Genomic DNA, 23372 nt, shown 5'->3' with positions numbered 1-23372 from the left:
CACGGAAAGGGGCCCCGGTCAACCGACCGGGGCCCCTTCGCCGTTGGGCGGGCGTCAGGCCTTGACGCGGACTTCCTTGCGGAACTTCGCCGTGATGTCGGCGGCGGCCGCCTGGTCGGTCGGCTTCTCCGCGGCGATGTTCGCGAAGTCCATCGGCATCACGAGGCCGAGGGTGCTGTAGTCGCCCCAGACGCAGTAGGTCACGTGCATCTCGCTCGGGCCGCCGGCGGAGCTCGACGAGGTGTCCGTCGGCTCCATCTTGGCGTCCTGGCACTTCAGGATCGCGCCCTCGGCGTTGTCGTAGGACTTCGGCTCACCGACCATGGTGACCTTCATGTCCTCGTCGTCCTTGCCGGCCTCGCTCTTCATGTGAGCCAGGAAGGCGTCGACGACCTTCTCCGGGTCCTCGATCTCGCCGTATACGCCGCCGAACTGGAGCATCTTCTGCGCCAGCGGGTTGTCCTCGTTGCCCGAGGTGTAGCCGGCCTCGACCTCCGTGGGGTTGTTCACGCCCCACTTCTCGGCGTCCTTGATGTCCTCGCTCGTCATGGAGTCGCCGCTGCTGCCCTCGCTCTTCTTGTACTCACCGAGCACCGTCGCAGGCGTCGTCAGCTTGTGCGGGCCGTCGTCCGCGACGTCCGAGTTGCCGCCGCTTCCGCCGGAGAGAAGGAAGTACGCGCCGACCGCGATCGCGGCGACGACCGCGACCGCGCCGATGACGAGGCCGGTCTTCTTCTTGCCGCCTGCCGGAGCCGGCGGCTGCGGGGCGCCGTAGGGAGCCTGGCCGTAGGGCGGCTGCTGGCCGTACGGGGGCTGCTGGGGCGGGACGCCCTGCGGGGCCTGCTGCGGGTAGCCGTAGGCCGGCTGCTGCGGAGCCTGCGGCTGCTGGGGGTAGCCGTAGCCGGGCTGGGGTGCCTGCGGCTGCTGGCCGTAGGGGCCCGGCTGACCGTACGGTCCGGGCTGCTGGGGCTGCCCGCCGTACGGGCCCGGCTGGTTGTAGCTCATTACTGGGTTCCCCTCCAGATGCTTATGCGTACCTGACATCCTGGCGCAGGTGGCGGGAACCCACCGCACCGGGGTGGGCACTGTTACGAAGCAATCGAGTTTCGGGACCTGCCCGTGACACCCCTAAACTGAGCCCGTGACCGAGAACACTCAGCAGCAGCCGCCAGCGACCACCACCGAACTGCCGACCCAGTACGCGCCGGCCGAGGTAGAGGGGAAGCTGTACGAGCGCTGGGTAGAGCGGGGGTACTTCGAGGCCGACGCGAAGAGCGACAAGCCGCCGTACACCGTCGTCATCCCGCCGCCGAACGTCACCGGCTCCCTGCACCTCGGGCACGCGTTCGAGCACACGCTCATCGACGCGCTGACCCGCCGCAAGCGCATGCAGGGCTACGAGACGCTGTGGCAGCCCGGCATGGACCACGCCGGTATCGCCACCCAGAACGTCGTCGAGCGGGAGCTGGCGAAGGAAGGGAAGTCGCGGCACGACCTCGGGCGTGACACCTTCGTCGAGCGTGTCTGGCAGTGGAAGGCCGAGTCCGGTGGGCAGATCTCCGGCCAGATGCGGCGCCTTGGTGACGGTGTCGCGTGGTCGCGTGAGCGCTTCACGATGGACGAGGGGCTGTCCAAGGCCGTCCAGACCATCTTCAAGCGGCTCTACGACGACGAGCTGATCTACCGCGCCGAGCGCATCATCAACTGGTGTCCGCGCTGCCTGACCGCGATCTCCGACATCGAGGTCGAGTACCAGGACGACGACGGCGAGCTGGTCTCCATGAAGTACGGCGACGGGGACGACACCATCGTCGTCGCCACGACCCGTGCCGAGACCATGCTCGGTGACACCGCGGTCGCCGTGCACCCGGACGACGAGCGGTACCGGCACCTCATCGGCAAGCTCATCAAGCTGCCGCTCACCGACCGCTCCATCCCGGTCGTCGCCGACACCCACGTCGACCCCGAGTTCGGCACCGGCGCGGTCAAGGTGACCCCGGCCCACGACCCGAACGACTTCGAGATCGGCCAGCGGCACGACCTGCCGTCCATCACCGTCATGGACGAGCACGCCGTCATCACCGCCCACGGCCCCTTCCAGGGCCTGGACCGCCTGGAGGCCCGCTCCGCCATCGTCGCCGCCCTGCGCGCCGAGGGCCGGATCGTCGCCGAGAAGCGGCCGTACGTCCACTCCGTGGGCCACTGCTCGCGCTGCAAGACCACCATCGAGCCGCGCCTGTCCATGCAGTGGTGGGTCAAGGTCGGCCCGCTCGCCAAGGCCGCCGGTGACGCCGTCCGCGACGGGCGCGTCAAGATCCACCCGCAGGAGATGGAGAAGCGGTACTTCGACTGGGTCGACAACCTCCACGACTGGTGCATCTCGCGGCAGTTGTGGTGGGGCCACCGGATCCCCGTCTGGTACGGCCCGGAGGGCGAGGTCGTCTGCGTCGGGCCCGACGAGGAGCCGCCGTCCGGCGAGGGCTGGCACCAGGACTCCGACGTCCTCGACACCTGGTTCTCCTCCGGCCTGTGGCCGTTCTCCACGCTCGGCTGGCCGGAGCAGACCGAGTCGCTCGCGAAGTTCTACCCGAACTCCGTCCTCGTCACCGGCTACGACATCCTCTTCTTCTGGGTCGCCCGGATGATGATGTTCGGCCTCTACGCGATGGACGGCACCCCGCCGTTCCACACCATCGCGCTGCACGGCATGGTCCGTGACCAGAACGGCAAGAAGATGTCGAAGTCCTTCGGGAACGTCGTCAACCCGCTGGACTGGATGGACAAGTACGGCAGCGACGCCCTCCGGTTCACCCTCGCGCGCGGCGCCAATCCGGGCGTCGACGTCCCGATCGGCGAGGACTGGGTCCAGGGCTCCCGCAACTTCGCCAACAAGATCTGGAACGCCACCCGCTTCGCGCTGATGAACGGCGCGACGGTGGAGGGTCCGCTGCCGGACGCGTCCAGGATGTCGTCCACCGACCGCTGGATCCTCTCCCGGCTGAACTCCGTGGTCGCCGAGGTCGACGCGTACTACGAGGACTACCAGTTCGCGAAGCTCTCGGACGCGCTGTTCCACTTCGCCTGGGACGAGGTCTTCGACTGGTACGTCGAGCTGTCCAAGACCACCTTCCAGGCGGGCGGCGAGGCGGCCGAGGTCAGCAAGCGGGTCCTCGGCGAGGTCCTCGACGTCACCCTGCGGCTCCTCCACCCGGTCGTGCCGTTCGTGACGGAGACCCTGTGGACCACGCTGACCGGCGGTGAGTCCCTCGTCATCGCCGAGTGGCCCAAGGACAGCGGCTTCCGCGACGCGGACGCCGAGCGGGAGATCGAGACGCTCCAGTCCGTCATCACGGAGGTGCGTCGCTTCCGCGCCGACCAGGGCCTTCAGCCCGGTCAGCGGGTTCCCGCGCGGCTGACCCTCGAGGGCACCGCCCTCGCGCCGCACGAGCCCGCCATCCGTCAGCTGCTGCGCCTCCAGCCGGAGGGCGAGGGCTTCTCCGCGACGGCGACCCTGCCGGTGGCGGGCGTCGAGGTCGCGCTGGACCTGTCCGGCGTGATCGACGTGGCGGCGGAGCGGAAGCGGCTCGCGAAGGACCTCGCCGCCGCGCAGAAGGAGCGCCAGCAGGCCGAGGCCAAGCTCGGCAACGAGGCGTTCCTGGCCAAGGCGCCGGACCACGTCGTGGAGAAGATCCGCACGCGCCTGGCCAAGGCGGAAGAGGACATCGCCCGGATCGAGGCACAGCTGGAGAAGCTGCCGCCGGCGTAAGGGTTCGTAGGTGAGTGAAGGCCCCCGGTGCCATGTCGGCGCCGGGGGCCTGCACGTTCCCCAGGGGCGCGGGGAACTGCGCGACAAGCCACAGACGACTCGCGGTCGAACGACAGGACAAGCCACCCACGACCTTTGTCAGTGCGGCTCCGTAGACTGGCCCCGTGAGCGACATCCCCGGCACCAGCGACCAGAGCGACCAGCCCGACCCCCTCGACTCCTTCGACGAGATCATCGAGGCGGAGACGACCCGCGACCCCGACCTCGCGGTGATCGAGGCCGGCAGCCGCACCCTGCGCACCCAGGGCGGCCCGCCGCAGGCGGACGTGCCCGGGCGGCCGGAGGACCCGGAGGTCGACAAGGCGCTGCGCGAGGTCGAGGCCGAGCTGGCGACCCGCTGGGGCGAGACCAAGCTGGAGCCGTCGGTCACCCGGATCGCCGCGCTGATGGACGTGCTGGGCGAGCCTCAGCGGTCGTATCCCTCGATCCACATCACGGGGACGAACGGCAAGACGTCGACGGCCCGCATGATCGAGGCCCTGCTCGGCGCCTTCGAGCTGCGCACCGGCCGGTACACGAGCCCGCACGTGCAGTCGATCACCGAGCGGATCAGCCTGGACGGCGCGCCGATCTCGGCGGAGCGGTTCATCGAGACGTACCAGGACATCAAGCCGTACGTCGAGATGGTCGACGGCTCGCAGGAGTACCGGCTGTCCTTCTTCGAGGTGCTGACCGGCATGGCGTACGCCGCGTTCGCGGACGCGCCCGTCGACGTGGCCGTCGTCGAGGTCGGCATGGGCGGCTCGTGGGACGCCACCAATGTGATCGACGGTGATGTCGCCGTCATCACCCCCATCGACCTGGACCACACCGACCGGCTCGGGGAGACGCCCGCCGAGATCGCCGGCGAGAAGGCCGGGATCGTCAAGCAGGACGCGACCGTGATCCTGGCGCAGCAGCCGGTGGACGCGGCGCAGGTGCTGCTGAAGAAGGCCGTCGAGGTGAACGCCACGGTGGCCCGGGAGGGCCTGGAGTTCGGCGTGGTGGCCCGGCAGGTGGCCGTCGGCGGGCAGCTGATGACGCTGCGCGGGCTGGGCGGTGAGTACACCGAGGTGTATCTGCCGCTGCACGGCGCGCACCAGGCGCACAACGCGGCGGTGGCGCTGGCCGCGGTGGAGGCGTTCTTCGGGGTCGGGTCGCAGCGCCCGGAGCCGCTGGACATCGACACGGTGCGCAAGGCGTTCGCGGCCGTGTCGTCGCCGGGGCGCCTGGAGGTCGTACGGCGGTCGCCGACCGTGGTGCTGGACGCCGCGCACAACCCGGCCGGGGCGCGCGTGACGGCGGAGGCGATCGGGGAGGCGTTCCAGTTCAGCCGGCTGATCGGGGTCGTCGGCGCGAGCGGGGACAAGAACGTGCGGGGGCTGCTGGAGGCGTTCGAGCCGGTCTTCGCCGAGGTCGTCGTCACGCAGAACTCCAGCCATCGCGCGATGGACGCCGACGAGCTGGCGGCGATCGCCGTCGAGGTGTTCGGCGAGGAGCGGGTGCAGGTCGAGCCGCGGCTGCCGGACGCGCTGGAGGCCGCGATCACGCTGGCCGAGGAGGAGGGCGAGTTCGCGGGCGGTGGCGTGCTGGTCACCGGGTCCGTGATCACCGTCGGCGAGGCCCGGCTGCTGCTGGGGAAGGGCTGAGTTTTCCGTGCGTACGCTGTGTGCTTCGACGCTGATCGGCGAGTTCTTCCTCATCGGCTTCGCGGGGCTGGTCGCGATGAAGGATCCCGACCTGTCCATGTCGACGGTGTGGACGGTCAGCGGGATCGCGATGTTCCTGTGCCTGGTGCTGTGCGGGATGGTCACCCGGCCCGGCGGGGTGGCCCTCGGGTGGGCGCTGCAGATCGCGCTGATCGCGTCCGGGTTCGTGGTGCCGGCGATGTTCTTCATGGGCGTGTTGTTCGCGGCGCTGTGGTGGGCGTCGGTGTATTTCGGCAGAAAGGTGGACGAGGCGAAGGCCCGATTTGCGGCGCAGGCGGATTCTTCTCAAGCTGACGCTGCGTAACAGCGCCTCGGGGTCGCCCTGTAGCCTCGACCCACCCCGCACAACTTGATTCATAAGGAGTCCGTCGTGACCCAGCGCACCCTCGTCCTCCTCAAGCCCGACGCCGTCCGTCGTGGCCTGACCGGCGAGATCATCAGCCGTATCGAGCGGAAGGCCGGCTGGCAGATCACCGCGCTGGAGCTGCGCACCCTGGACCAGGAGACCCTGGAGCAGCACTACGGCGAGCACAAGGGCAAGCCGTTCTACGAGCCGCTGGTCGAGTTCATGTCCTCCGGTCCGGTCGTGGCGATGATCGTCGAGGGTGAGCGGGTCATCGAGGGCCTGCGCCAGCTGGCCGGCCCGACCGACCCGATCGCCGCCGCGCCGGGCTCCATCCGCGGCGACTACGGCGTCATCGTCCGCGAGAACCTGATCCACGCGTCCGACTCCGAGGAGTCCGCGGAGCGCGAGGTCAAGATCTTCTTCCCGGGCCGCGCGTAACTCGACTGCCCGCCCGCTTGCGAATTTTCCGGGGAGTTTCCTGAGGGACTGTCAGCTCCTCCGGCTCGCCGACCAGCCACGGCCGTACGTTTTCGGCCGTGGCTTGGCATATGCGTGGCGATCGGGGGAACGAGTGCCCCCGATGGACCGTCTCCACAAGCGAGGCTGCGTCTCATCTGCTGACAATGGCGAAGACCCTCGCGCAGTGTCCGTGAAGGCGCGTCTACCATGGAAGCCTTCACGTCACAGCACCCACCTCGCCGACCTGACAAGCCCTCAAAAGCTCCGTGGGAAGGCCAGACGAATCCTGATGGGGAACTCAATGTCGTTCATCGGCCGTGACATGGCTGTCGACCTCGGGACCGCCAACACGCTGGTGTACGTCAGGGGTCGCGGGATCGTACTCAACGAGCCGTCCGTCGTCGCGATCAACACCAACACCGGTGGCATCCTCGCGGTCGGTGCCGAAGCGAAGAAGATGATCGGACGGACGCCGGGCAACATCGTCGCCGTGCGTCCCCTGAAGGACGGCGTCATCGCCGACTTCGAGATCACCGAGCGAATGCTCCGCTACTTCATCCTGAAGATCCACAAGCGGCGCTATCTCGCGAGGCCGCGGGTCGTCGTCTGTGTGCCGTCCGGCATCACCGGCGTCGAGCGCCGCGCCGTCATCGAGGCGTCGTCCCAGGCCGGCGCCCGCCAGGTGCACATCATCGAAGAGCCCATGGCCGCCGCCATCGGCTCCGGTCTGCCGGTCCACGAGGCCACCGGCAACATGGTGGTGGACATCGGCGGCGGCACGACGGAGGTCGCGGTCATCTCCCTCGGCGGCATCGTCACCGCCCAGTCCATCCGCGTCGCGGGCGACGAGCTGGACAACGCGATCATCCAGCACATCAAGAAGGAGTACAGCCTTCTGCTGGGTGAGCGGACGGCCGAGCAGATCAAGATCACGATCGGTTCGGCGTACGACCTGGACACCGACGAGCACACCGAAATCCGCGGCCGGGATCTCGTCTCCGGGCTGCCCAAGACCGTCGTCATCTCCGCCGCGGAGGTGCGCAAGGCGATCGAGGAGCCCGTCAACGCGATCGTCGACGCCGTGAAGACCACCCTGGACAAGTGCCCGCCGGAGCTGTCCGGCGACATCATGGACCGCGGAATCGTTCTGACCGGCGGCGGCGCGCTGCTGCGGGGGCTGGACGAGCGGCTGCGGCGCGAGACCGGGATGCCGATCCACATCGCCGAGGACCCGCTGGACAGTGTCGCGCTCGGCTCCGGCAAGTGCGTCGAGGAGTTCGAGGCGTTGCAGCAGGTGCTCGACGCCCAGCCGCGCCGATGACACGACGTGACGATTTCCGCCGTACGAGACGATCCCCTCTCGTGCGGCGGATCGTTGATATAGCGGCATAAGCTCACATATCAGTTCCTGTTCACACACCAGTTCCTATGAGGAAGGGCACGGCCGCCGCACGTGAGGGACACACGAGAGAGCCGGCTGCTCCTGGTGCTGCTGATCGCCATCGCGTTCGCACTGATCACGGTGGACATCCGCGGCGGGGAGGACTCACCGGTCGACGGTGCCCGGCGCGCCGCGGCCACGGTCTTCGGCCCGATCGAGAACGGAGTGGCGTCCGCGGTCGACCCGGTCGGCAACGCGATCGCCGCCGTCCGTGACTCCGGCGAGCGGCACGACCGGATGGCCGAGCTGGAGCGGGAGAACGCGGCGCTGAAGGCGAAGCTCGGCAGCGACGACCGCAACCGCAGCAGACTCCAGCAGCTCGACAAGATGCTGAAGATCGCCGGCCGGGGGCAGTACGGCATCAAGGGCGCCCAGGTCATCGCCATAGGAGCGGCGCAGGGCTTCTCCTGGACCATCACCATCGACGTCGGCGCGAACGACGGCATCAAGCGCGACATGACCGTCCTCAACGGCGACGGGCTCGTCGGCCGCGTCACCACCGTCGGCCCGAACACCGCCACCGTGCTGCTCGCCAACGACCCCGACTTCACGGTCGGCACCCGGATGGAGGGCAGCGACGAGCTGGGCTTCGCCGCCGGCCAGGGCGACCGCCCGCTGCGCGTGGAACTCCTCAACGGCAAGGCCCAGATCAAGAAGGGCGACCGTCTGGTCACCTTCGGTTCGCAGGCCGACAAGCCGTTCGTGCCCGGCGTTCCCGTCGGCGTGGTCTCCCGCGTCGACCCCTCCGGCGGCGACCTGACCCGCACCCTCTACGTCACGCCGTTCGTCAGCTTCACCAAGCTCGACGTCGTCGGCGTCGTCGTGCAGACGCCCGCGAAGGACCCGCGCGACACGGTCCTGCCCGACAAGCCGAAGCCGACCCCGACGCCCACCGTGACGGTGACGGTCACCCCGTCGGCCGGGGCGCCCGTCGACGGCGAGTTCCAGCAGCAAGAGCAAGACCAGTAGGGGGAGCTGACCTGCCATGCGCTTCAACCGGATCCTGCTCTCCACCACCCTGGTCGTCGTCGCCCTGGTCCTCCAGGTCAGCGTCCTGGCCCGGCTGCACCTCCCGGGCGCCGTCCCGGACCTGGTGCTGCTCACGGTCCTCGGACTCGCCCTGGTCTACGGCCATGTCGGCGGCGCCCTCGTCGGCTTCGGCGCCGGACTGCTCGCCGACCTCGCCCCGCCCGCCGACCACGCCGCCGGCCGGTACGCGCTGGTGCTGTGCGTCATCGGCTATCTGGCCGGTCTGGTCAAGCCGGAGAACGGCCGGCTGAAGTCGGCCACCGCCCCGATGGCCGTGGTGGCCGCCGCCGCGATCGGTACGACGCTGCTGTACGCCGGGGTGGGCGCCCTCGTCGGCGACACCGCCGCCCGCCATGTCGGCCTCGGCAGCCTGCTGTTCACGGCCGCCCTCTACGACCTGCTGCTCGCACCGTTCGTCGTGCCCGGCGTCATGGCGCTCGCCCGCCGCGCCGACAACGACCCGCTCGCCGAGACCAACGCCGCGGCGCAGGGCACCGACATCTCCGCCGGCTGGCTCGCCTCCGGCACCGGACTGCGGATCGGAGGGCAGCGAGGCGGCCTGAGAGTGAAGGTCGCCCGCGCCCGTACCGCCCGTGCCGGGCGCATCAAGGGGGTCAAGCGGCTGTGAATCCAGCTGAGTTCACCGGAACGGGTGAACTTGCGAGGAACCGCAGCTCACGGGCCCTTCGTTCCTCACTTGTACTCGCCTCACCCGTTTTCGACAGCACCGACCCGTCCGCGCACTGAGAGGGGGAGCAGCCGCAGTGACCAACATCCCCGAGACCGGCCGGACGCCACGCGTCCAGATCCGGCTCGTCGTCATCCAGGTCCTCGTCCTCTCCCTGCTCGGCACCCTCGGCGGCCGGCTCTGGTATCTCCAGATCCGCGAGGGCGCGGAGTATGCCAAGGAGGCCTCCGGCAACCACGTCCAGCAGGTCGTCCAGCCCGCCGTCCGCGGCTCGATCCTGGACGCGCGCGGGGTGCCGCTCGCCGACAACGAGACCCGGCTCGTGGTCTCCGCCTCCCGCACCGAGCTGATGAAGATGAAGGACGACGGAGAGGCCGTCCTCACCAAGCTCGCCGGCGTCCTCGGGATGACGCCCAAGGAGGTCAAGGAGAAGGTCCGGCTCTGCGACGCCGAGACCCCCCAGCCCTGCTGGAACGGCTCGCCGTACCAGCCGATCCCCATCACCGACGAGGCCACCCCCCGCCAGGCCCTGCAGATCCGTGAGCGCGCCGAGGACTTCCCCGGCATCACCGCCGAACCGCAGGCCGTGCGCCGCTACCCGAGCCCCGGCAAGGCCAACACCGCCCAGGTGCTCGGCTATCTCTCCCCGGTCACCGACGAGGAGATCCAGCAGGCGCAGGACAGTGACTCGCCCTATCTGCGCTCCGACCAGGTCGGCCGCTCCGGCCTGGAGCGGCAGTACGACAAGGAGCTGCGCGGCAAGGCCGGCGTCACCCGCTACGAGGTGGACAACCTCGGCCGGGTCATCGGCCAGGCCGAGTCCGACGCGGCCGAGCCCGGCTCCAACCTCGTCACCAGCATCGACGCCCGCGTCCAGCGCGTCGCGGAGTACGAGCTGAACGAGGCGATGAAGGAGGCCCGCAAGGCCTGGGACCGCAACACCCAGGAGCGGTACAAGGCCGACGCGGGCGCGGTCGTGGTGATGGAGGCCAAGACCGGCCGCATCGTCGCCATGGCCTCCAACCCGACGTACGACCCCAACGCCTGGGTCGGCGGCATCTCCGCCAAGGACTACGCGAAGCTCACCGGCAAGTCCTCCAACTACCCCCTGCTGAACCGCGCCATACAGGGTCAGGCCGCCCCCGGCTCCATCTTCAAGGTGGTCTCCACGGCCGCCGCGGTGCAGGCGGGCTACGACTTCGACGGTCGCTACGAGTGCTCCAGCGCGTACTCGGTCGGCGGCCAGGTCTTCAAGAACTTCGAGTCGCAGAACCACGGCGCGATCAACCTCGGCCGCGCCCTGGAGGTCTCCTGCGACACCGTCTACTACCGGCTCGCGCACAGCGAGTGGAAGAAGGACGGCGGCATCAACCCCAAGGGCAAGCCCAAGGACTGGTTCTACAAGGCGGCCCACCAGTTCGGCCTCGGCAAGGAGACCGGCATCGACCTGCCGAACGAGGTCACCGGCCGCGTCCCCGACCGCGAGTGGAAGCAGCGGTACTGGGAGGCCAACAAGGACGCCTGGTGCAAGACAGGGAAGAAGGACGGCGACTACGTCGAGCGGATCGCCTACGAGAACTGCCTCGAGGGCAACAAGATGCGCGCCGGTGACGAGATCAACTACTCCATCGGCCAGGGCGACACCCTCGTGACCCCGATCCAGATGGCCACCATCTACGCGGCCATCTCCAACGGCGGCACCCTCTACACCCCCACCGTCGGCAAGGCCGTCATCAGCCCCGACGGCAAGAAGGTCACGGAGATCCAGCCCAAGTCGCACGGCAAGCTGCCGGTGAGCGGGCAGACCCTCGCCCAGATGGACGAGGCCCTGGCCGGCGTCGCCACCCGCGGTACCGCCGCGTGGCGGTTCGGCGGCTGGCCGCAGGACGAGATCCCGATGCACGCCAAGACCGGTACGGCCGAGGTCTACGGCAAGCAGACCACCTCCTGGTTCGCCACCTACACCGACGACTACGCGATCGTGATGACCATCTCCCAGGGTGGTACGGGCTCCGGCGCCTCCGGCCCGGCCGTCCGCAACATCTACGACGCGCTGTACGGCGTCTCCGACGACGGCGCCATCGACAAGAAGAACGCCCTGCTGCCCACCCCGCAGAAGGACCTGCCGAAGATCCAGACGGACGGCTCCATCACCGCGCCCAAGCTGCCCAAGGACGTGGCGAAGGACCAGCAGGCCAAGCAGAAGGCCCCCGAGGACGCGGCGGAACAGCAGCAGGCCGGGGCGACCGTGCCCTCGCCGGAGGCGAGCAACCGGGAGACGCGCCGGCGAAGCCGTCGCCGTGGAAGGCGGAGGTGCCAGCGGTGACCGGCGTCAACAGCTTCCAGGTCTCCGGGTACGGCCCCGAACGCGCCGGGTGGACGCGGCTGTTCGCCCGCGACTCGATGGCCCGCCGCCTCGACTGGCCGATACTGCTGGCGGCGCTCGCGCTGTCGCTGATCGGCGCGGTGCTGGTGTTCTCGGCGACCCGCAACCGCACCGAGATCAACCAGGGCGACCCGTACTACTTCCTGCTCCGGCACCTGCTGAACACCGGCATCGGGTTCGCCCTGATGGTCGGCACCGTCTGGCTCGGCCACCGCACCCTGCGCACCGCCGTGCCGATCCTCTACGGCGCCTCGGTCTTCCTGATCCTGATGGTGCTCACCCCGCTGGGCTCCACCGTCAACGGCGCCCACTCCTGGATCGTGATCGGCGGCGGCTTCTCGATCCAGCCCTCGGAGTTCGTCAAGGTCACCATCATCCTGGGCATGGCGATGCTGCTGGCGGCGCGGGTGGACGCGGGCGACAAGCAGTACCCGGACCACCGCACGGTCCTGCAGTCGCTGGGCCTGGCCGCCGTGCCCGCGCTGATCGTGCTGCTCATGCCCGACCTCGGCTCGGTCATGGTGATGGTGGTGATCGTGCTGGGCGTGCTGCTCGCCTCCGGCGCCTCCAACCGCTGGATCTTCGGGCTGATCGGCGCGGGGACGGTCGGGGCGATCTCCGTCTGGCAGCTGGGCATCCTCGACGAGTACCAGATCAACCGCTTCGCCGCCTTCGCCAACCCCGAGCTCGACCCGGCCGGCGTCGGCTACAACACCAACCAGGCCCGCATCGCCATTGGTTCCGGCGGGCTGACCGGCTCCGGGCTGTTCCAGGGCTCGCAGACGACGGGCCAGTTCGTGCCGGAGCAGCAGACCGACTTCGTCTTCACGGTCGCGGGCGAGGAACTGGGCTTCGTCGGCGGCGGCCTCATCATCGTGCTGCTCGGCGTGGTCCTGTGGCGGGCCTGCCGGATCGCCCGCGAGACCAGCGACCTCTACGGCACCATCGTGGCCGCCGGGATCGTGGCCTGGTTCGCCTTCCAGTCCTTCGAGAACATCGGCATGACCCTCGGCATCATGCCGGTCACCGGCCTGCCGCTGCCGTTCGTTTCGTACGGCGGTTCGTCGATGTTCGCGGTGTGGGTGGCGGTCGGGCTGTTGCAGTCGATCCGGGTGCAACGGCCGATGTCGGCCTGACACCGGGCCGGGAGCCGCCCCCATCGGGCCGGGAGCCGCGCGCCCCGGCCCGGCGTGGGTTTTCCCGCCATTCACCCGCGCATGGCCCTGCCGTCACCGCGTGACTGCCACTAGATTCGGTTCATGGCGGACACGAAGCGTGAGATCGAGCGCAAGTACGCATCCGACGACAGTGGCCTGCCCGACCTGACCGGCGTCGCGGGGGTGGCGGCCGTCCTCGACAAGGGCGTCGCCGAACTCGACGCCGTCTACTACGACACCGCCGACCAGCGCCTCGCCGCGTCCTCGATCACCCTGCGCCGCCGCACCGGCGGCTCGGACGCCGGCTGGCATCTGAAGTTCCCCGTCGCCCCGGGGGTGCGCGACGAGATCCGGGCCCCGCTCTCCGACTCCCTGCCGCGCAGCCTCGCCGGGCTCGTCCGCTCCCGGGTCCGCGACGACGAGCTGCTGCCCGTGGTGCGGCTGCGCTCCGCCCGGGACATCCGGGACCTGGTCGACGCCGACGGACGGCTGCTCGCCGAGGTCAGCGTGGACGCCGTACGCGCCGACCGGCTCACCGAGGGCGGCGGCAGCGCCCAGTGGACCGAGATCGAGGTGGAACTGGCCGACGGACGGGACCCGGCCTTCCTCGACCAGGTGGAGAAACGGTTGCGCAAGGCAGGGGTGCGACCGTCGGGCTCGGATTCCAAGCTGGCGCGAGCGCTGGCGGAGACCGCGCCGAAGGAGCCGAAGAAGACGCGCCGTGCCAGGGAGAAGACCGTGGCGCCCGTGACGGCGGGCGATCATCTCCTCGTCTACCTGCGCGAACAGCGGGACGCCATCGTCGGCCTCGACCCCGCCGTACGCCGGGACGTGTTCGACTCGGTGCACGCGCTGCGGGTCGCCACCCGGCGGCTGCGCAGCGCCTTCCGCTCCTACGGCAGGCTCCTCGACCCGGCGGTCACCGGGCCGATCGGCGCCGAGCTGCGCTGGCTCGCCGGTGAGCTGGGCGTCGACCGCGACCAGGAAGTGCTCACCGAGCGTCTCACCACCGCCCTCGCCGACCTGCCGCGCACCCTCGTCACCGGCCCCGTGCGCACCCGGCTGCGGACCTGGTCGCACGCCCGGAGCGGCGGATCGCGGCGCCGGCTGATCGCCGTACTGGACGGCAGGCGGTATCTGGACCTGCTGCACGCGCTCGACGCCCTGATCGCCGACCCGCCGCTGCGCAAGGCCGCCGCCGGGAAGCCGGGGAAGGAGCTGGCCAGGGCCGTACGCAAGGACTTCGGCAAGCTGACCGGCCTGGTCGAGCAGGCCCTGGACCTGCCGCCCGGCCACGACCGCGACCTCGCCCTGCACGAGGCCCGCAAGACCGCCAAGCGCACCCGCTACGCGGCCGAGGCGGCGAGCCCCGCGCTCGGCGAGTCCGCCGCCGGCCTGGTCCGCTCGATGAAGTCCCTCCAGGGCCTGCTCGGCGACCACCAGGACAGCGTGATGACCCGCGAGGCCCTGCGCGAGATAGCCGCCCAGGCGCATGCCGCGGGGGAGAGCGCCTTCACCTACGGGCTGCTGTACGGGCGCGAGGAGCGACGGGCCGAGCTGGCGGAGGCGGCGCTTCCGGAGGCGTGGGCCGCCATACGGCGGGAGACGGCCGTCTGAGCGTCCGGGGGAGTGCTGCGAGCGGGTTACGCTTGATGGTCACCCCTGTCAGCTCACGAAGGTTCGTCGAGATGCCTGCCGAAGCCGCTGCGGCCGCCGAGTCTGTGTTCCCACAGCTCGAAGCTCTGCTCCCGCATGTGCAGAAGCCGATTCAGTACGTCGGCGGAGAGCTCAACTCCACGGTCAAGCCGTGGGAGTCCTGCGACGTCCGCTGGGCGCTCATGTACCCGGACGCGTACGAGGTCGGACTGCCCAACCAGGGCGTCATGATCCTCTACGAGGTGCTGAACGAGCAGGAGGGCGTCCTCGCCGAGCGCACCTACAGCGTGTGGCCGGACCTGGAGGCGCTGATGCGTGAGCACGGCGTCCCGCAGTTCACCGTGGACAGCCACCGGCCCGTCAAGGCCTTCGACGTGCTCGGCGTGAGCTTCTCCACCGAGCTGGGCTACACCAACCTGCTCACCGCGCTGGACCTGGCCGGCATCCCGCTGGAGGCCAAGGACCGGGGCCTCGACGACCCGATCGTGCTGGCCGGCGGGCACGCCGCGTTCAACCCGGAGCCGATCGCCGACTTCATCGACGCGGCGGTCATCGGCGACGGCGAGCAGGCCGTGCTCGACATGACGAAGATCATCCGCGAGTGGAAGGCGGAGGGCCGCCCTGGCGGCCGCGAGGAGGTGCTGCTCCGCCTGGCGAAGACCGGCGCGGTGTACATCCCCGGCTTCTACGACGTGGAGTACCTCCCGGACGGCCGGATCAGCCGCGTCGTACCGAACCGCTCCGGCGTGCCGTGGCGCGTCTCCAAGCACACCGTCATGGACCTCGACGAGTGGCCGTACCCGAAGCAGCCGCTGGTCCCGCTCGCCGAGACGGTCCACGAGCGGATGTCGGTGGAGATCTTCCGCGGCTGCACCCGCGGCTGCCGCTTCTGCCAGGCCGGCATGATCACCCGCCCGGTGCGCGAGCGGTCCATCACCGGCATCGGCGACATGGTCGAGAAGGGCCTGAAGGCGACCGGCTTCGAGGAGGTCGGCCTGCTCTCGCTGTCCTCCGCGGACCACAGCGAGATCGGCGACATCGCCAAGGGCCTCGCGGACCGGTACGAGGAGGACAAGATCGGTCTGTCCCTCCCGTCGACCCGCGTGGACGCCTTCAACATCGACCTCGCCAACGAGCTGACCCGCAACGGCCGCCGCTCCGGTCTGACCTTCGCCCCCGAGGGCGGCTCCGAGCGCATCCGCAAGGTCATCAACAAGATGGTCTCGGAAGAGGACCTGATCCGGACCGTCGCGACGGCCTACGGCAACGGATGGCGCCAGGTGAAGCTGTACTTCATGTGCGGCCTGCCGACCGAGACCGACGAGGACGTGCTCCAGATCGCCGACATGGCGACGAAGGTCATCGCCAAGGGTCGCGAGGTGTCGAAGTCCAACGACATCCGCTGCACGGTGTCCATCGGCGGCTTCGTGCCCAAGCCGCACACCCCCTTCCAGTGGGCCCCGCAGCTCTCCGCCGAGGAGACGGACGCCCGCCTGGAGAAGCTGCGCGACAAGATCCGCGGCGACAAGAAGTACGGCCGCTCCATCGGCTTCCGCTACCACGACGGCAAGCCCGGCATCGTCGAGGGCCTGCTCTCCCGCGGCGACCGCCGCATCGGCGCGGTCATCCGCGCGGTCTACGAGGACGGCGGCCGCTTCGACGGCTGGCGCGAGCACTTCTCGTACGACCGCTGGATGAGCTGCGCCGACAAGGCCCTCGCCCCCTACGGCGTGGACGTCGACTGGTACACCACCCGCGAGCGCACCTACGAGGAGGTCCTGCCCTGGGACCACCTCGACTCCGGCCTCGACAAGGACTGGCTCTGGGAGGACTGGCAGGACGCCCTCGACGAGACCGAGGTCGAGGACTGCCGCTGGACGCCGTGCTTCGACTGCGGTGTCTGCCCCGCGATGGACACCCACATCCAGATCGGCCCGACGGGCAAGAAGCTGCTGCCGCTGACGGTCGTGAAGTAGCCGCGTAACACCTTGGTGACGACGAGGGCCCCCGCTGGAACGGCGGGGGCCCTCCTCGTGTCCTCACCGGTATGGAACTGGAGAAGCCGCAGGCCACTCGGCATGAGGACCGGGCCCCCGAGGGGTGTCTCGTCGTCGCGCTCCGGCTGCCCGTGCGGATCGTCGCGCTGCTCGTCGTCCTGCCGGTGCGGATGGTGTGGGACGCGCTGGTCGTGGTGGGGCGGTTCCTGAACGACACCGTGCTGCGGCCGCTGGGGCGGGCGCTGGCGTGGCTTGGGAAGGCGTTGTTCGTCTGGCCGTTCGTGGCGCTGTGGCGGTGGGTGCTGGTGCCGGTCGGGCGGGCGCTCGCCTGGCTGGTGAAGTGGCTGGTCGTGGTGCCGGCGGTGTGGCTGTACCGGCATGTGCTGACGCCGGTGGGGCACGGGATCGCGTGGGTGGCGCGCGGCATCCGGGCCGGCCTGACCTGGGTCTACGGACGTCTTCTCACTCCGGTCGGGCACGGGCTCCTGTGGCTGGTGCGGTATCTGGTCGTCGTGCCCTCGGTGTGGGTGTACCAGTGGGTGCTCGCGCCGGTCGGGCGGGCCGTCGCCTGGACCGTGTACTGGACCTGCCGGGTGCTGTTCGTGCTGCCGGTGCTCGCGGTGTGGCGGTGGGTGCTGGTGCCGGTGGGGCGGGTGCTCGCGGTCATCGGGCGCGAGGTCTGGACCGCCCTCGGCCACGCCTGGCGGGTCGCCGGGCACATCTCGCTCGCCGTGGGGCGGTTTCTCGGGACCCTCTTCCGGTGGATCTTCGTGGAGCCGGTGCGCTGGGTGTACCGCAGCGTGCTGACGCCGGTCGGGCACGCGGTGCGCGACGCGGTACTGCGCCCCGTCGCCGACGCCGCACGCGCGGTGGGCCGGGCCACCCGGCAGGCGCTGACGTCCGTCCGGGAAAGCGTCCGGCAGGCGCGGTACGACGTCCGGCGGATGCTGTTCGGGGAGCCCCGGGAGCGGGTGGCGGTGGACCGGCGGGAACCTCGGGGCGGCGAGGCACGTACTCTTGGTAGGAGTACGACCGCTCTCACGAAGGAATGAACGACACTGGGCAAGCGACAGCCCGAAGGCCCGCCGCCCGCACCCGCGGTGCAGCGCATCCGACTGCGCTACACCAAGCGCGGCCGCCTGAGGTTCACCAGCCACCGCGACTTCCAGCGCGCCTTCGAGCGTGCGCTGCGCCGCGCCGAGGTACCCATGGCGTACTCGGCGGGGTTCACTCCGCACCCGAAGGTGTCGTACGCCAATGCCGCACCCACCGGCACGGGCAGTGAGGCGGAGTACCTGGAGATCGCGCTCACCGAGCCGCGGGACCCCCAGCGGCTGCGGGAACTGCTCGACGAGTCGCTGCCTCCCGGGCTCGACATCGTCGACGCGGTCGAGGCCCGCACGTCCGGCCTCGCCGACCGGCTGACGGCTTCCGTCTGGGAGCTGCGGCTGGACGGAGTGGAGCCGGCCGACGCGACCCGCGCGGTGGCGGTGTTCAACGCGGCCGAGGCGGTCGAGGTGCAGCGTCTCACCAAGAACGGGATGCGCACCTTCGACGCCCGACCGGCCGTCGCGACCCTGGAGTGCCTCGACAGCAAGGAAACGCACAGTTCGCAGGCTGATAGGCCGACCGACCAGCCCTGTGCGATACTGCGGCTGGTTGTTCGGCACGTGACGCCTGCCGTACGACCCGACGACGTCCTGTCCGGTCTCCGCGCCGTGGCCGACCTGGCGCCGCCGGTCCCCGCAGCGGTGACCAGGCTGGCGCAGGGGCTGTTCGATGAAGAGACCGGCACGGTGACCGACCCGCTCGCGCCCGACCGCGAGGCAGCGGCGGCCCTCTCGACGGCCGCTCCGGCTGCCGCCGCGACGGCGCCGACGCCGGAAGGTCCCGCGTAGGGACGGACGTCGTAGCGCCGCCCTCGTACTCGGGAGCCACCTGGGTCGGGCAGCGCACCGACCAGAAGACTTTCGCCAGGCCGTACGCATTCGGCGTACGGAACCGGCGAGACAGGACACAGAGAGCTCCCGTGCGGCGCCCGCGCCCCGGACGGCGGCAGTCGCGCACCGCGCGAGCCGCGGACGTCACCGGCACACCGCCGGACCAGGCGCGGCGCCCGGGAGCCTGACGGGAGAACCGCCCGCATGCTCGAGCCGATCGAACCCATCGAGGGTTCCGAACCGAACAACAGCCCCAGCGACACCCTGCCGCCGCGTCGTCGGCGCCGTGCCGCGTCCCGCCCGGCGGGTCCGCCCGCCGCCGCCTCCGAGACCCCGGCTGAGACCGTCGCGCCGGCCATACCGGCCGCCGGGTCCGCCGACCTCGCGTCCACCGAGGCCGAGAGCGTGGCGGACGTCGAGGAAGCGGTCGAGGAGACCGCCGAGGTTCCCGCCGTGGCCGAGGAGGCCCCCGCTCCTGCCGGTCGTACGCGTCGGCGTGCGACGCGCCGGGTTTCCGCGCCTGCCGGTTCCCCGGCGTCGGCCGAGGCCGTGGAGACCGTGGTGCCGGTGACCGCCCCCGCCGCTCCGGCCGAGGCGCCGGTCGCCGAGGAGCCCGCCGCCGTCGCGGAGGAGCCCGCGCCGCCGCGCACCCGCCGTCGCGCCACGCGCCGCGTGTCGGCTCCGGCCGGTGCTCCCGCGTCGGCCGAGGCCGCCGAGGCCGTGGTGCCCGCTGCTGCCGGCACGGCGGAGACCGCTGAGACTTCCGAGACCGCTGAGGTCGCTGAGCCCGCCGCGTCCGCTGCGGTCGCCGAGGAGGCCGCTCCGGCCGCCCCCGCCGCCCGTACGCGTCGGCGTGCCACCCGTCGCGCGTCCGCGCCCGCCGGTTCGCCGGAGGCCACCCCGGCCGCCGCCGCGCAGGCGAGCGCCGAGCCCGAGCCCGCCGTCGAGGCCCCCGCCGCCGAGGCGGTCGAGGCGACCGCCGCCGCCGAGGAGGCCGCGCCGCGTCGCGTGCGTCGTCGCGCCACGCGCCGGGTGTCCGCCCCTGCCGAGGCCGCGGTGACCGAGGAGCCCGCCGTCGAGGAGAAGGCTCCCGAGGCCGAGGCCGCGCCCGCCGCCGAGGCGGTCGAGGCGCCCGCCGCCGCCGAGGAGGCCGCCCCGCGTCGTGTGCGTCGTCGCGCCACGCGTCAGGTGGCCGCGCCCACCGAGGCGGCCGCCACCGAGGCACCGGCCGCCGAGGCCGCGCCCGCCGCCGAGCCGCAGGTCGCGCAGGCCGCTCCGGCCCCGCAGGCCGAGGCCCCCGCCGCCGAGCAGCCCGAGGAGGCCGCCGCTCCGCGCCGTCGCCGTCGTGTCGTGCGCAAGGCCGCCACCGGGTTCTCCGAGCCCGCGCAGCCCGCCGCCGGCGAGGCGCCGCAGCGTCCGGCGCGCCCCGCCGTGGCCGTGTTCCAGCCGCCGGTGTTCACCGAGCCGAGGTTCCAGACCCCGGAGCGGGCCGCCGCCGAGGCCGCCGCCGAGGCGGCGGAGGAGGCCGAGACGCCCGAGGCCGCCGAGATCGTGGAGGCCGAGGAGGTCACCGCCGAGCAGACCGGTTCGCGGCGCCGTCGCCGCCGCCGGGGTGCCGCGGCCGAGGAGGCCGAGGCGCAGGTCGTCGAGGCCCCCGCCGAGGAGGAAGAGGCCGAGGAGGAGGCCGCCGAGGAGTCCGTCGAGGGCGAGGAGGCCGAGGAGACCGGTTCCCGTCGCCGTCGCCGTCGCGGTGGCCGGCGTCGTCGCCGGGGCGAGTCCGCCGAGGGCGAGGCCGGTGAGTTCGGCGAGGGCGAGACCGAGGAGGTCGCCGCCGCGCAGGCCGCGCAGGACGCCGAGGACACCGCCGAGCAGGTCGAGGAGGACGCCGAGGAAGCGGCGGAATTCGAGCAGGACCGCGAGGAGGCCGGCGGTTCGACCGCCGGGAGCCGTCGTCGTCGCCGTCGTCGCCGCCGTGCCGGAGACGCCGCCGTGGACACCGAGCCCGGCGAGGGCGACCCGGAGCGCACGGTCGTCAAGGTGCGCGAACCGCGCAAGGCCGCCGAGCGCGAGCCGTCCGACGAGGTGCAGTCCATCAAGGGCTCGACCCGTCTGGAGGCGAAGAAGCAGCGCCGCCGGGAGGGCCGTGAGCAGGGCCGTCGCCGCGTGCCGATCATCACCGAGGCGGAGTTCCTGGCCCGCCGGGAGGCCGTCGAGCGCGTGATGGTCGTGCGTCAGCACGGCGACCGTACGCAGATCGGCGTCCTGGAGGACGGCGTGCTCGTCGAGCACTACGTCAACAAGGAGCAGTCGACCTCGTATGTCGGCAACGTCTACCTCGGCAAGGTGCAGAACGTGCTGCCGTCGATGGAGGCCGCCTTCATCGACATCGGCAAGGGACGGAATGCCGTCCTGTACGCGGGTGAGGTCAACTTCGAGGCGCTGGGCATGGCCAACGGCCCGCGCCGTATCGAGTCCGCCCTGAAGTCGGGCCAGTCGGTCCTCGTCCAGGTGACCAAGGACCCGATCGGGCACAAGGGCGCGCGTCTGACCAGCCAGGTCTCCCTGCCGGGTCGCTACCTCGTGTATGTGCCCGAGGGCTCGATGACCGGCATCAGCCGCAAGCTGCCCGACACCGAGCGGGCCCGGCTGAAGACCATCCTCAAGAAGATCGTCCCCGAGGACGCGGGCGTCATCGTGCGCACCGCCGCCGAGGGCGCGAGCGAGGAGGAGCTGCGCCGGGACGTCGAGCGGCTGCAGTCGCAGTGGGAGGACATCCAGAAGAAGGCCAAGAACGGCGGCAGCTCAAGTGCGCCTTCGCTGCTGTACGGCGAGCCGGACATGACCGTCCGGGTCGTACGCGACATCTTCAACGAGGACTTCTCCAAGGTCGTCGTCAGCGGTGACGACGCCTGGGAGACGATCCACGGCTACGTCGCGCACGTGGCGCCGGACCTCGCCGGGCGGCTGTCGAAGTGGACCTCCGAGGTCGACGTCTTCGCCACGTACCGGATCGACGAGCAGCTCGCCAAGGCGCTGGACCGCAAGGTCTGGCTGCCCAGCGGCGGCTCGCTGGTGATCGACCGGACCGAGGCGATGGTCGTCATCGACGTCAACACCGGCAAGTTCACCGGCCAGGGCGGCAACCTCGAGGAGACGGTCACCAGGAACAACCTGGAAGCGGCCGAGGAGATCGTGCGCCAGCTGCGGCTGCGCGACCTCGGCGGCATCATCGTGATCGACTTCATCGACATGGTGCTGGAGTCCAACCGGGACCTGGTGCTGCGCCGCCTGCTGGAGTGCCTGGGCCGGGACCGTACGAAGCACCAGGTGGCCGAGGTGACCTCGCTGGGGCTCGTGCAGATGACCCGCAAGCGGGTCGGCCAGGGCCTGCTGGAGTCGTTCTCCGAGACCTGCGTCCACTGCAACGGCCGCGGTGTCATCGTCCACATGGACCACGCGGCGGCCGCCGGTGGCGGCGGCAAGCGCCGCAAGCGGGCCCGGGCCGGTGCCGCCGAGCAGGAGGCCGTGGCCGTCGTCGAGACGGCGGAGCAGGAGGCGGAGGCCGAGGAGTCCGTTGCCGAGGTGGCGGCGGAGGTCGCCGAGCCGGTCGCGCTGCCCGCGCCTGAGTTCGCCCCGGACGAGGAGCTGTACAGCAGCGTCGCCGAGGCGGAGGCCGCGGTGTCGCGCGGTCGGGGCCGGCGCCGGGCGAGCCGCCGGGTGTCCGCTCCGGCGGGCGCTCCGAAGGCGGAGGCCGTCACGGTGCCCACGGCTCAGGACGTGACCGTCGAGGAGGAGACCGCGCGCCCGGTGTTCGTGGAGTCGGCCGAGGCGGCCTACGCCGAGCCGGCGGCCGTCGAGGACCCGGTCGCGCACCACGCCGTCGAGGCCCACGCTGCCGAGGCCCCCGCCGTCGAGGAGGCCGCGCCGAAGGGCCGTACGCGCCGTCGGGCCACCCGCAAGGTGTCCGCGCCGGCCGGTCCGCCCGCGGCGGCCGAGGCGGCCGTGGTGACCGTCCCGGAGCCCGCCGCGGAGGCCGCCGAGGCGGTGCCGACCGGTGAGGCTCCCGCCGAGCCCGCCGCCGAGGTGCCCGCCGAGAGCGCCGCGCCGGCCCGTCCGCGCCGCCGCGCGGTGCGCAAGGCCACCGCGCCGACCGCGCCGGAGGAGGCGGCCGTCGTGGTCGTCCCGTCCGTGACGGAGGCCGCGGAGCCGTCGGTCGCGGAGCAGGCCGCCGAGGAGGCCGAGCAGGCTCTGGTGGAGGCCAGGGAGGCCGCCGCCGAGACCGTGGCCGCCGAGGAGGCCGCTCCGGCCAAGAAGGCGGCCCGCAAGACGGCGAAGAAGGTGACGGCGAAGAAGGCCGCCACCAAGACGGCCGCGGCCAAGAAGACGACCGCGGCGAAGAAGACGACGGCCAAGAAGACCGCCGCCAAGAAGACGACGGCCAAGAAGGCGGCGACGAAGACCACCGCCAAGAAGACCGCGTCGAAGAAGACGGCGGCGGCCGAGCAGCAGGCGGTGCCGTCCGTCTCGGCCTCCACCGACGAGGGCTGACGCCCGCGGGGTGGGGGGGGGGGGGGGGGGGGGGGGGGGGGGGGGGGGAGAAGGGGGGGGGGGGGGGGGGGGGGGGGGGGGGGGGGGGGAGGAAGGGGGGGGGGGGGGGGGGGGGGGGGGGGGGGGGGGGGGGGAGGGGGGGGGGGGGGAGGGGGGGGGGGGGGGGGGGGGGGCACAGCTCGCAGATCCGGATTGCAGTGGTCGGCGAGGT

15 protein-coding genes are annotated in these 23372 nt (G+C 71.4%); 14 read left to right on the top strand and 1 reads right to left on the bottom strand.

The features are described from left to right. Window positions 1–54: 54 nt before the first annotated feature. The gene (locus ACZ42A_RS15540; RefSeq protein WP_468527716.1) at window positions 55–1005 is read right to left on the bottom strand and encodes a hypothetical protein; all 951 of its coding nucleotides are present in this window, start codon (window positions 1003–1005) and stop codon (window positions 55–57) included. Window positions 1006–1141: 136 nt separating this feature from the next. Here ACZ42A_RS15540 and ACZ42A_RS15535 point away from each other — a divergent pair, with 136 nt between their 5' ends. The 14 genes from ACZ42A_RS15535 (at window position 1142) to ACZ42A_RS15470 (ending at window position 23161) form a co-directional block, all read left to right on the top strand. Continuing rightward, on the top strand, window positions 1142–3766 hold the full coding sequence (locus ACZ42A_RS15535) for a valine--tRNA ligase (RefSeq protein WP_468527715.1): 2625 nt from the start codon (window positions 1142–1144) through the stop codon (window positions 3764–3766). Between the two features lie 164 nt (window positions 3767–3930). Continuing rightward, a complete protein-coding gene (gene folC, locus ACZ42A_RS15530; RefSeq protein WP_468527714.1) occupies window positions 3931–5454 on the top strand; it encodes a bifunctional tetrahydrofolate synthase/dihydrofolate synthase in 1524 nt (507 codons plus the stop codon). A gap of 7 nt (window positions 5455–5461) precedes the next feature. Further along, complete coding sequence (locus tag ACZ42A_RS15525; RefSeq protein ID WP_468527713.1) at window positions 5462–5818, top strand: DUF4233 domain-containing protein; 357 nt, start codon at window positions 5462–5464, stop codon at window positions 5816–5818. A 66-nt stretch (window positions 5819–5884) separates the two neighbouring features. Continuing rightward, window positions 5885–6298, top strand: a complete 414-nt coding sequence (gene ndk, locus ACZ42A_RS15520) for a nucleoside-diphosphate kinase (protein ID WP_218515511.1) — start codon at window positions 5885–5887, stop codon at window positions 6296–6298. A gap of 322 nt (window positions 6299–6620) precedes the next feature. After that, window positions 6621–7640, top strand: a complete 1020-nt coding sequence (locus ACZ42A_RS15515) for a rod shape-determining protein (RefSeq protein WP_006133575.1) — start codon at window positions 6621–6623, stop codon at window positions 7638–7640. Window positions 7641–7772: 132 nt separating this feature from the next. Next, a complete protein-coding gene (gene mreC / locus ACZ42A_RS15510; protein WP_468527712.1) occupies window positions 7773–8729 on the top strand; it encodes a rod shape-determining protein MreC in 957 nt (318 codons plus the stop codon). Between the two features lie 16 nt (window positions 8730–8745). Then, window positions 8746–9417 carry a rod shape-determining protein MreD gene (gene mreD / locus ACZ42A_RS15505; RefSeq protein ID WP_468527711.1) on the top strand — a complete coding sequence of 224 codons (672 nt, stop codon included), beginning with the start codon at window positions 8746–8748 and terminating at the stop codon, window positions 9415–9417. Window positions 9418–9553: 136 nt separating this feature from the next. Further along, window positions 9554–11803 (top strand): penicillin-binding protein 2, encoded by a 2250-nt coding sequence (mrdA, locus tag ACZ42A_RS15500; RefSeq protein WP_468527710.1) that lies wholly within the window; start codon window positions 9554–9556, stop codon window positions 11801–11803. Next, the gene (gene rodA, locus ACZ42A_RS15495) at window positions 11800–12999 is read left to right on the top strand and encodes a rod shape-determining protein RodA (protein WP_468527709.1); all 1200 of its coding nucleotides are present in this window, start codon (window positions 11800–11802) and stop codon (window positions 12997–12999) included. Before mrdA ends, rodA begins: the two co-directional genes overlap by 4 nt. Before the next feature lie 123 nt (window positions 13000–13122). Continuing rightward, window positions 13123–14637 carry a CYTH and CHAD domain-containing protein gene (locus ACZ42A_RS15490; protein WP_468527708.1) on the top strand — a complete coding sequence of 505 codons (1515 nt, stop codon included), beginning with the start codon at window positions 13123–13125 and terminating at the stop codon, window positions 14635–14637. Between the two features lie 71 nt (window positions 14638–14708). Then, window positions 14709–16652 (top strand): TIGR03960 family B12-binding radical SAM protein, encoded by a 1944-nt coding sequence (locus tag ACZ42A_RS15485; RefSeq protein WP_468527707.1) that lies wholly within the window; start codon window positions 14709–14711, stop codon window positions 16650–16652. Window positions 16653–16723: 71 nt separating this feature from the next. Continuing rightward, the gene (locus tag ACZ42A_RS15480; RefSeq protein WP_468527706.1) at window positions 16724–17725 is read left to right on the top strand and encodes a hypothetical protein; all 1002 of its coding nucleotides are present in this window, start codon (window positions 16724–16726) and stop codon (window positions 17723–17725) included. A 48-nt stretch (window positions 17726–17773) separates the two neighbouring features. Beyond that, window positions 17774–18571, top strand: coding sequence for a TIGR03936 family radical SAM-associated protein (locus tag ACZ42A_RS15475; protein WP_468527705.1), 798 nt, complete (start codon window positions 17774–17776; stop codon window positions 18569–18571). Between the two features lie 246 nt (window positions 18572–18817). Then, the gene (locus ACZ42A_RS15470) at window positions 18818–23161 is read left to right on the top strand and encodes an Rne/Rng family ribonuclease (protein ID WP_468527704.1); all 4344 of its coding nucleotides are present in this window, start codon (window positions 18818–18820) and stop codon (window positions 23159–23161) included. Window positions 23162–23372 lie beyond the last annotated feature (211 nt).

This window comes from Streptomyces sp. NPDC030838, from assembly GCF_055572035.1.
The sequence above is the reverse complement of the archived record's forward strand: the minus strand, read 5'-3'. Positions and strand labels throughout refer to the sequence as shown.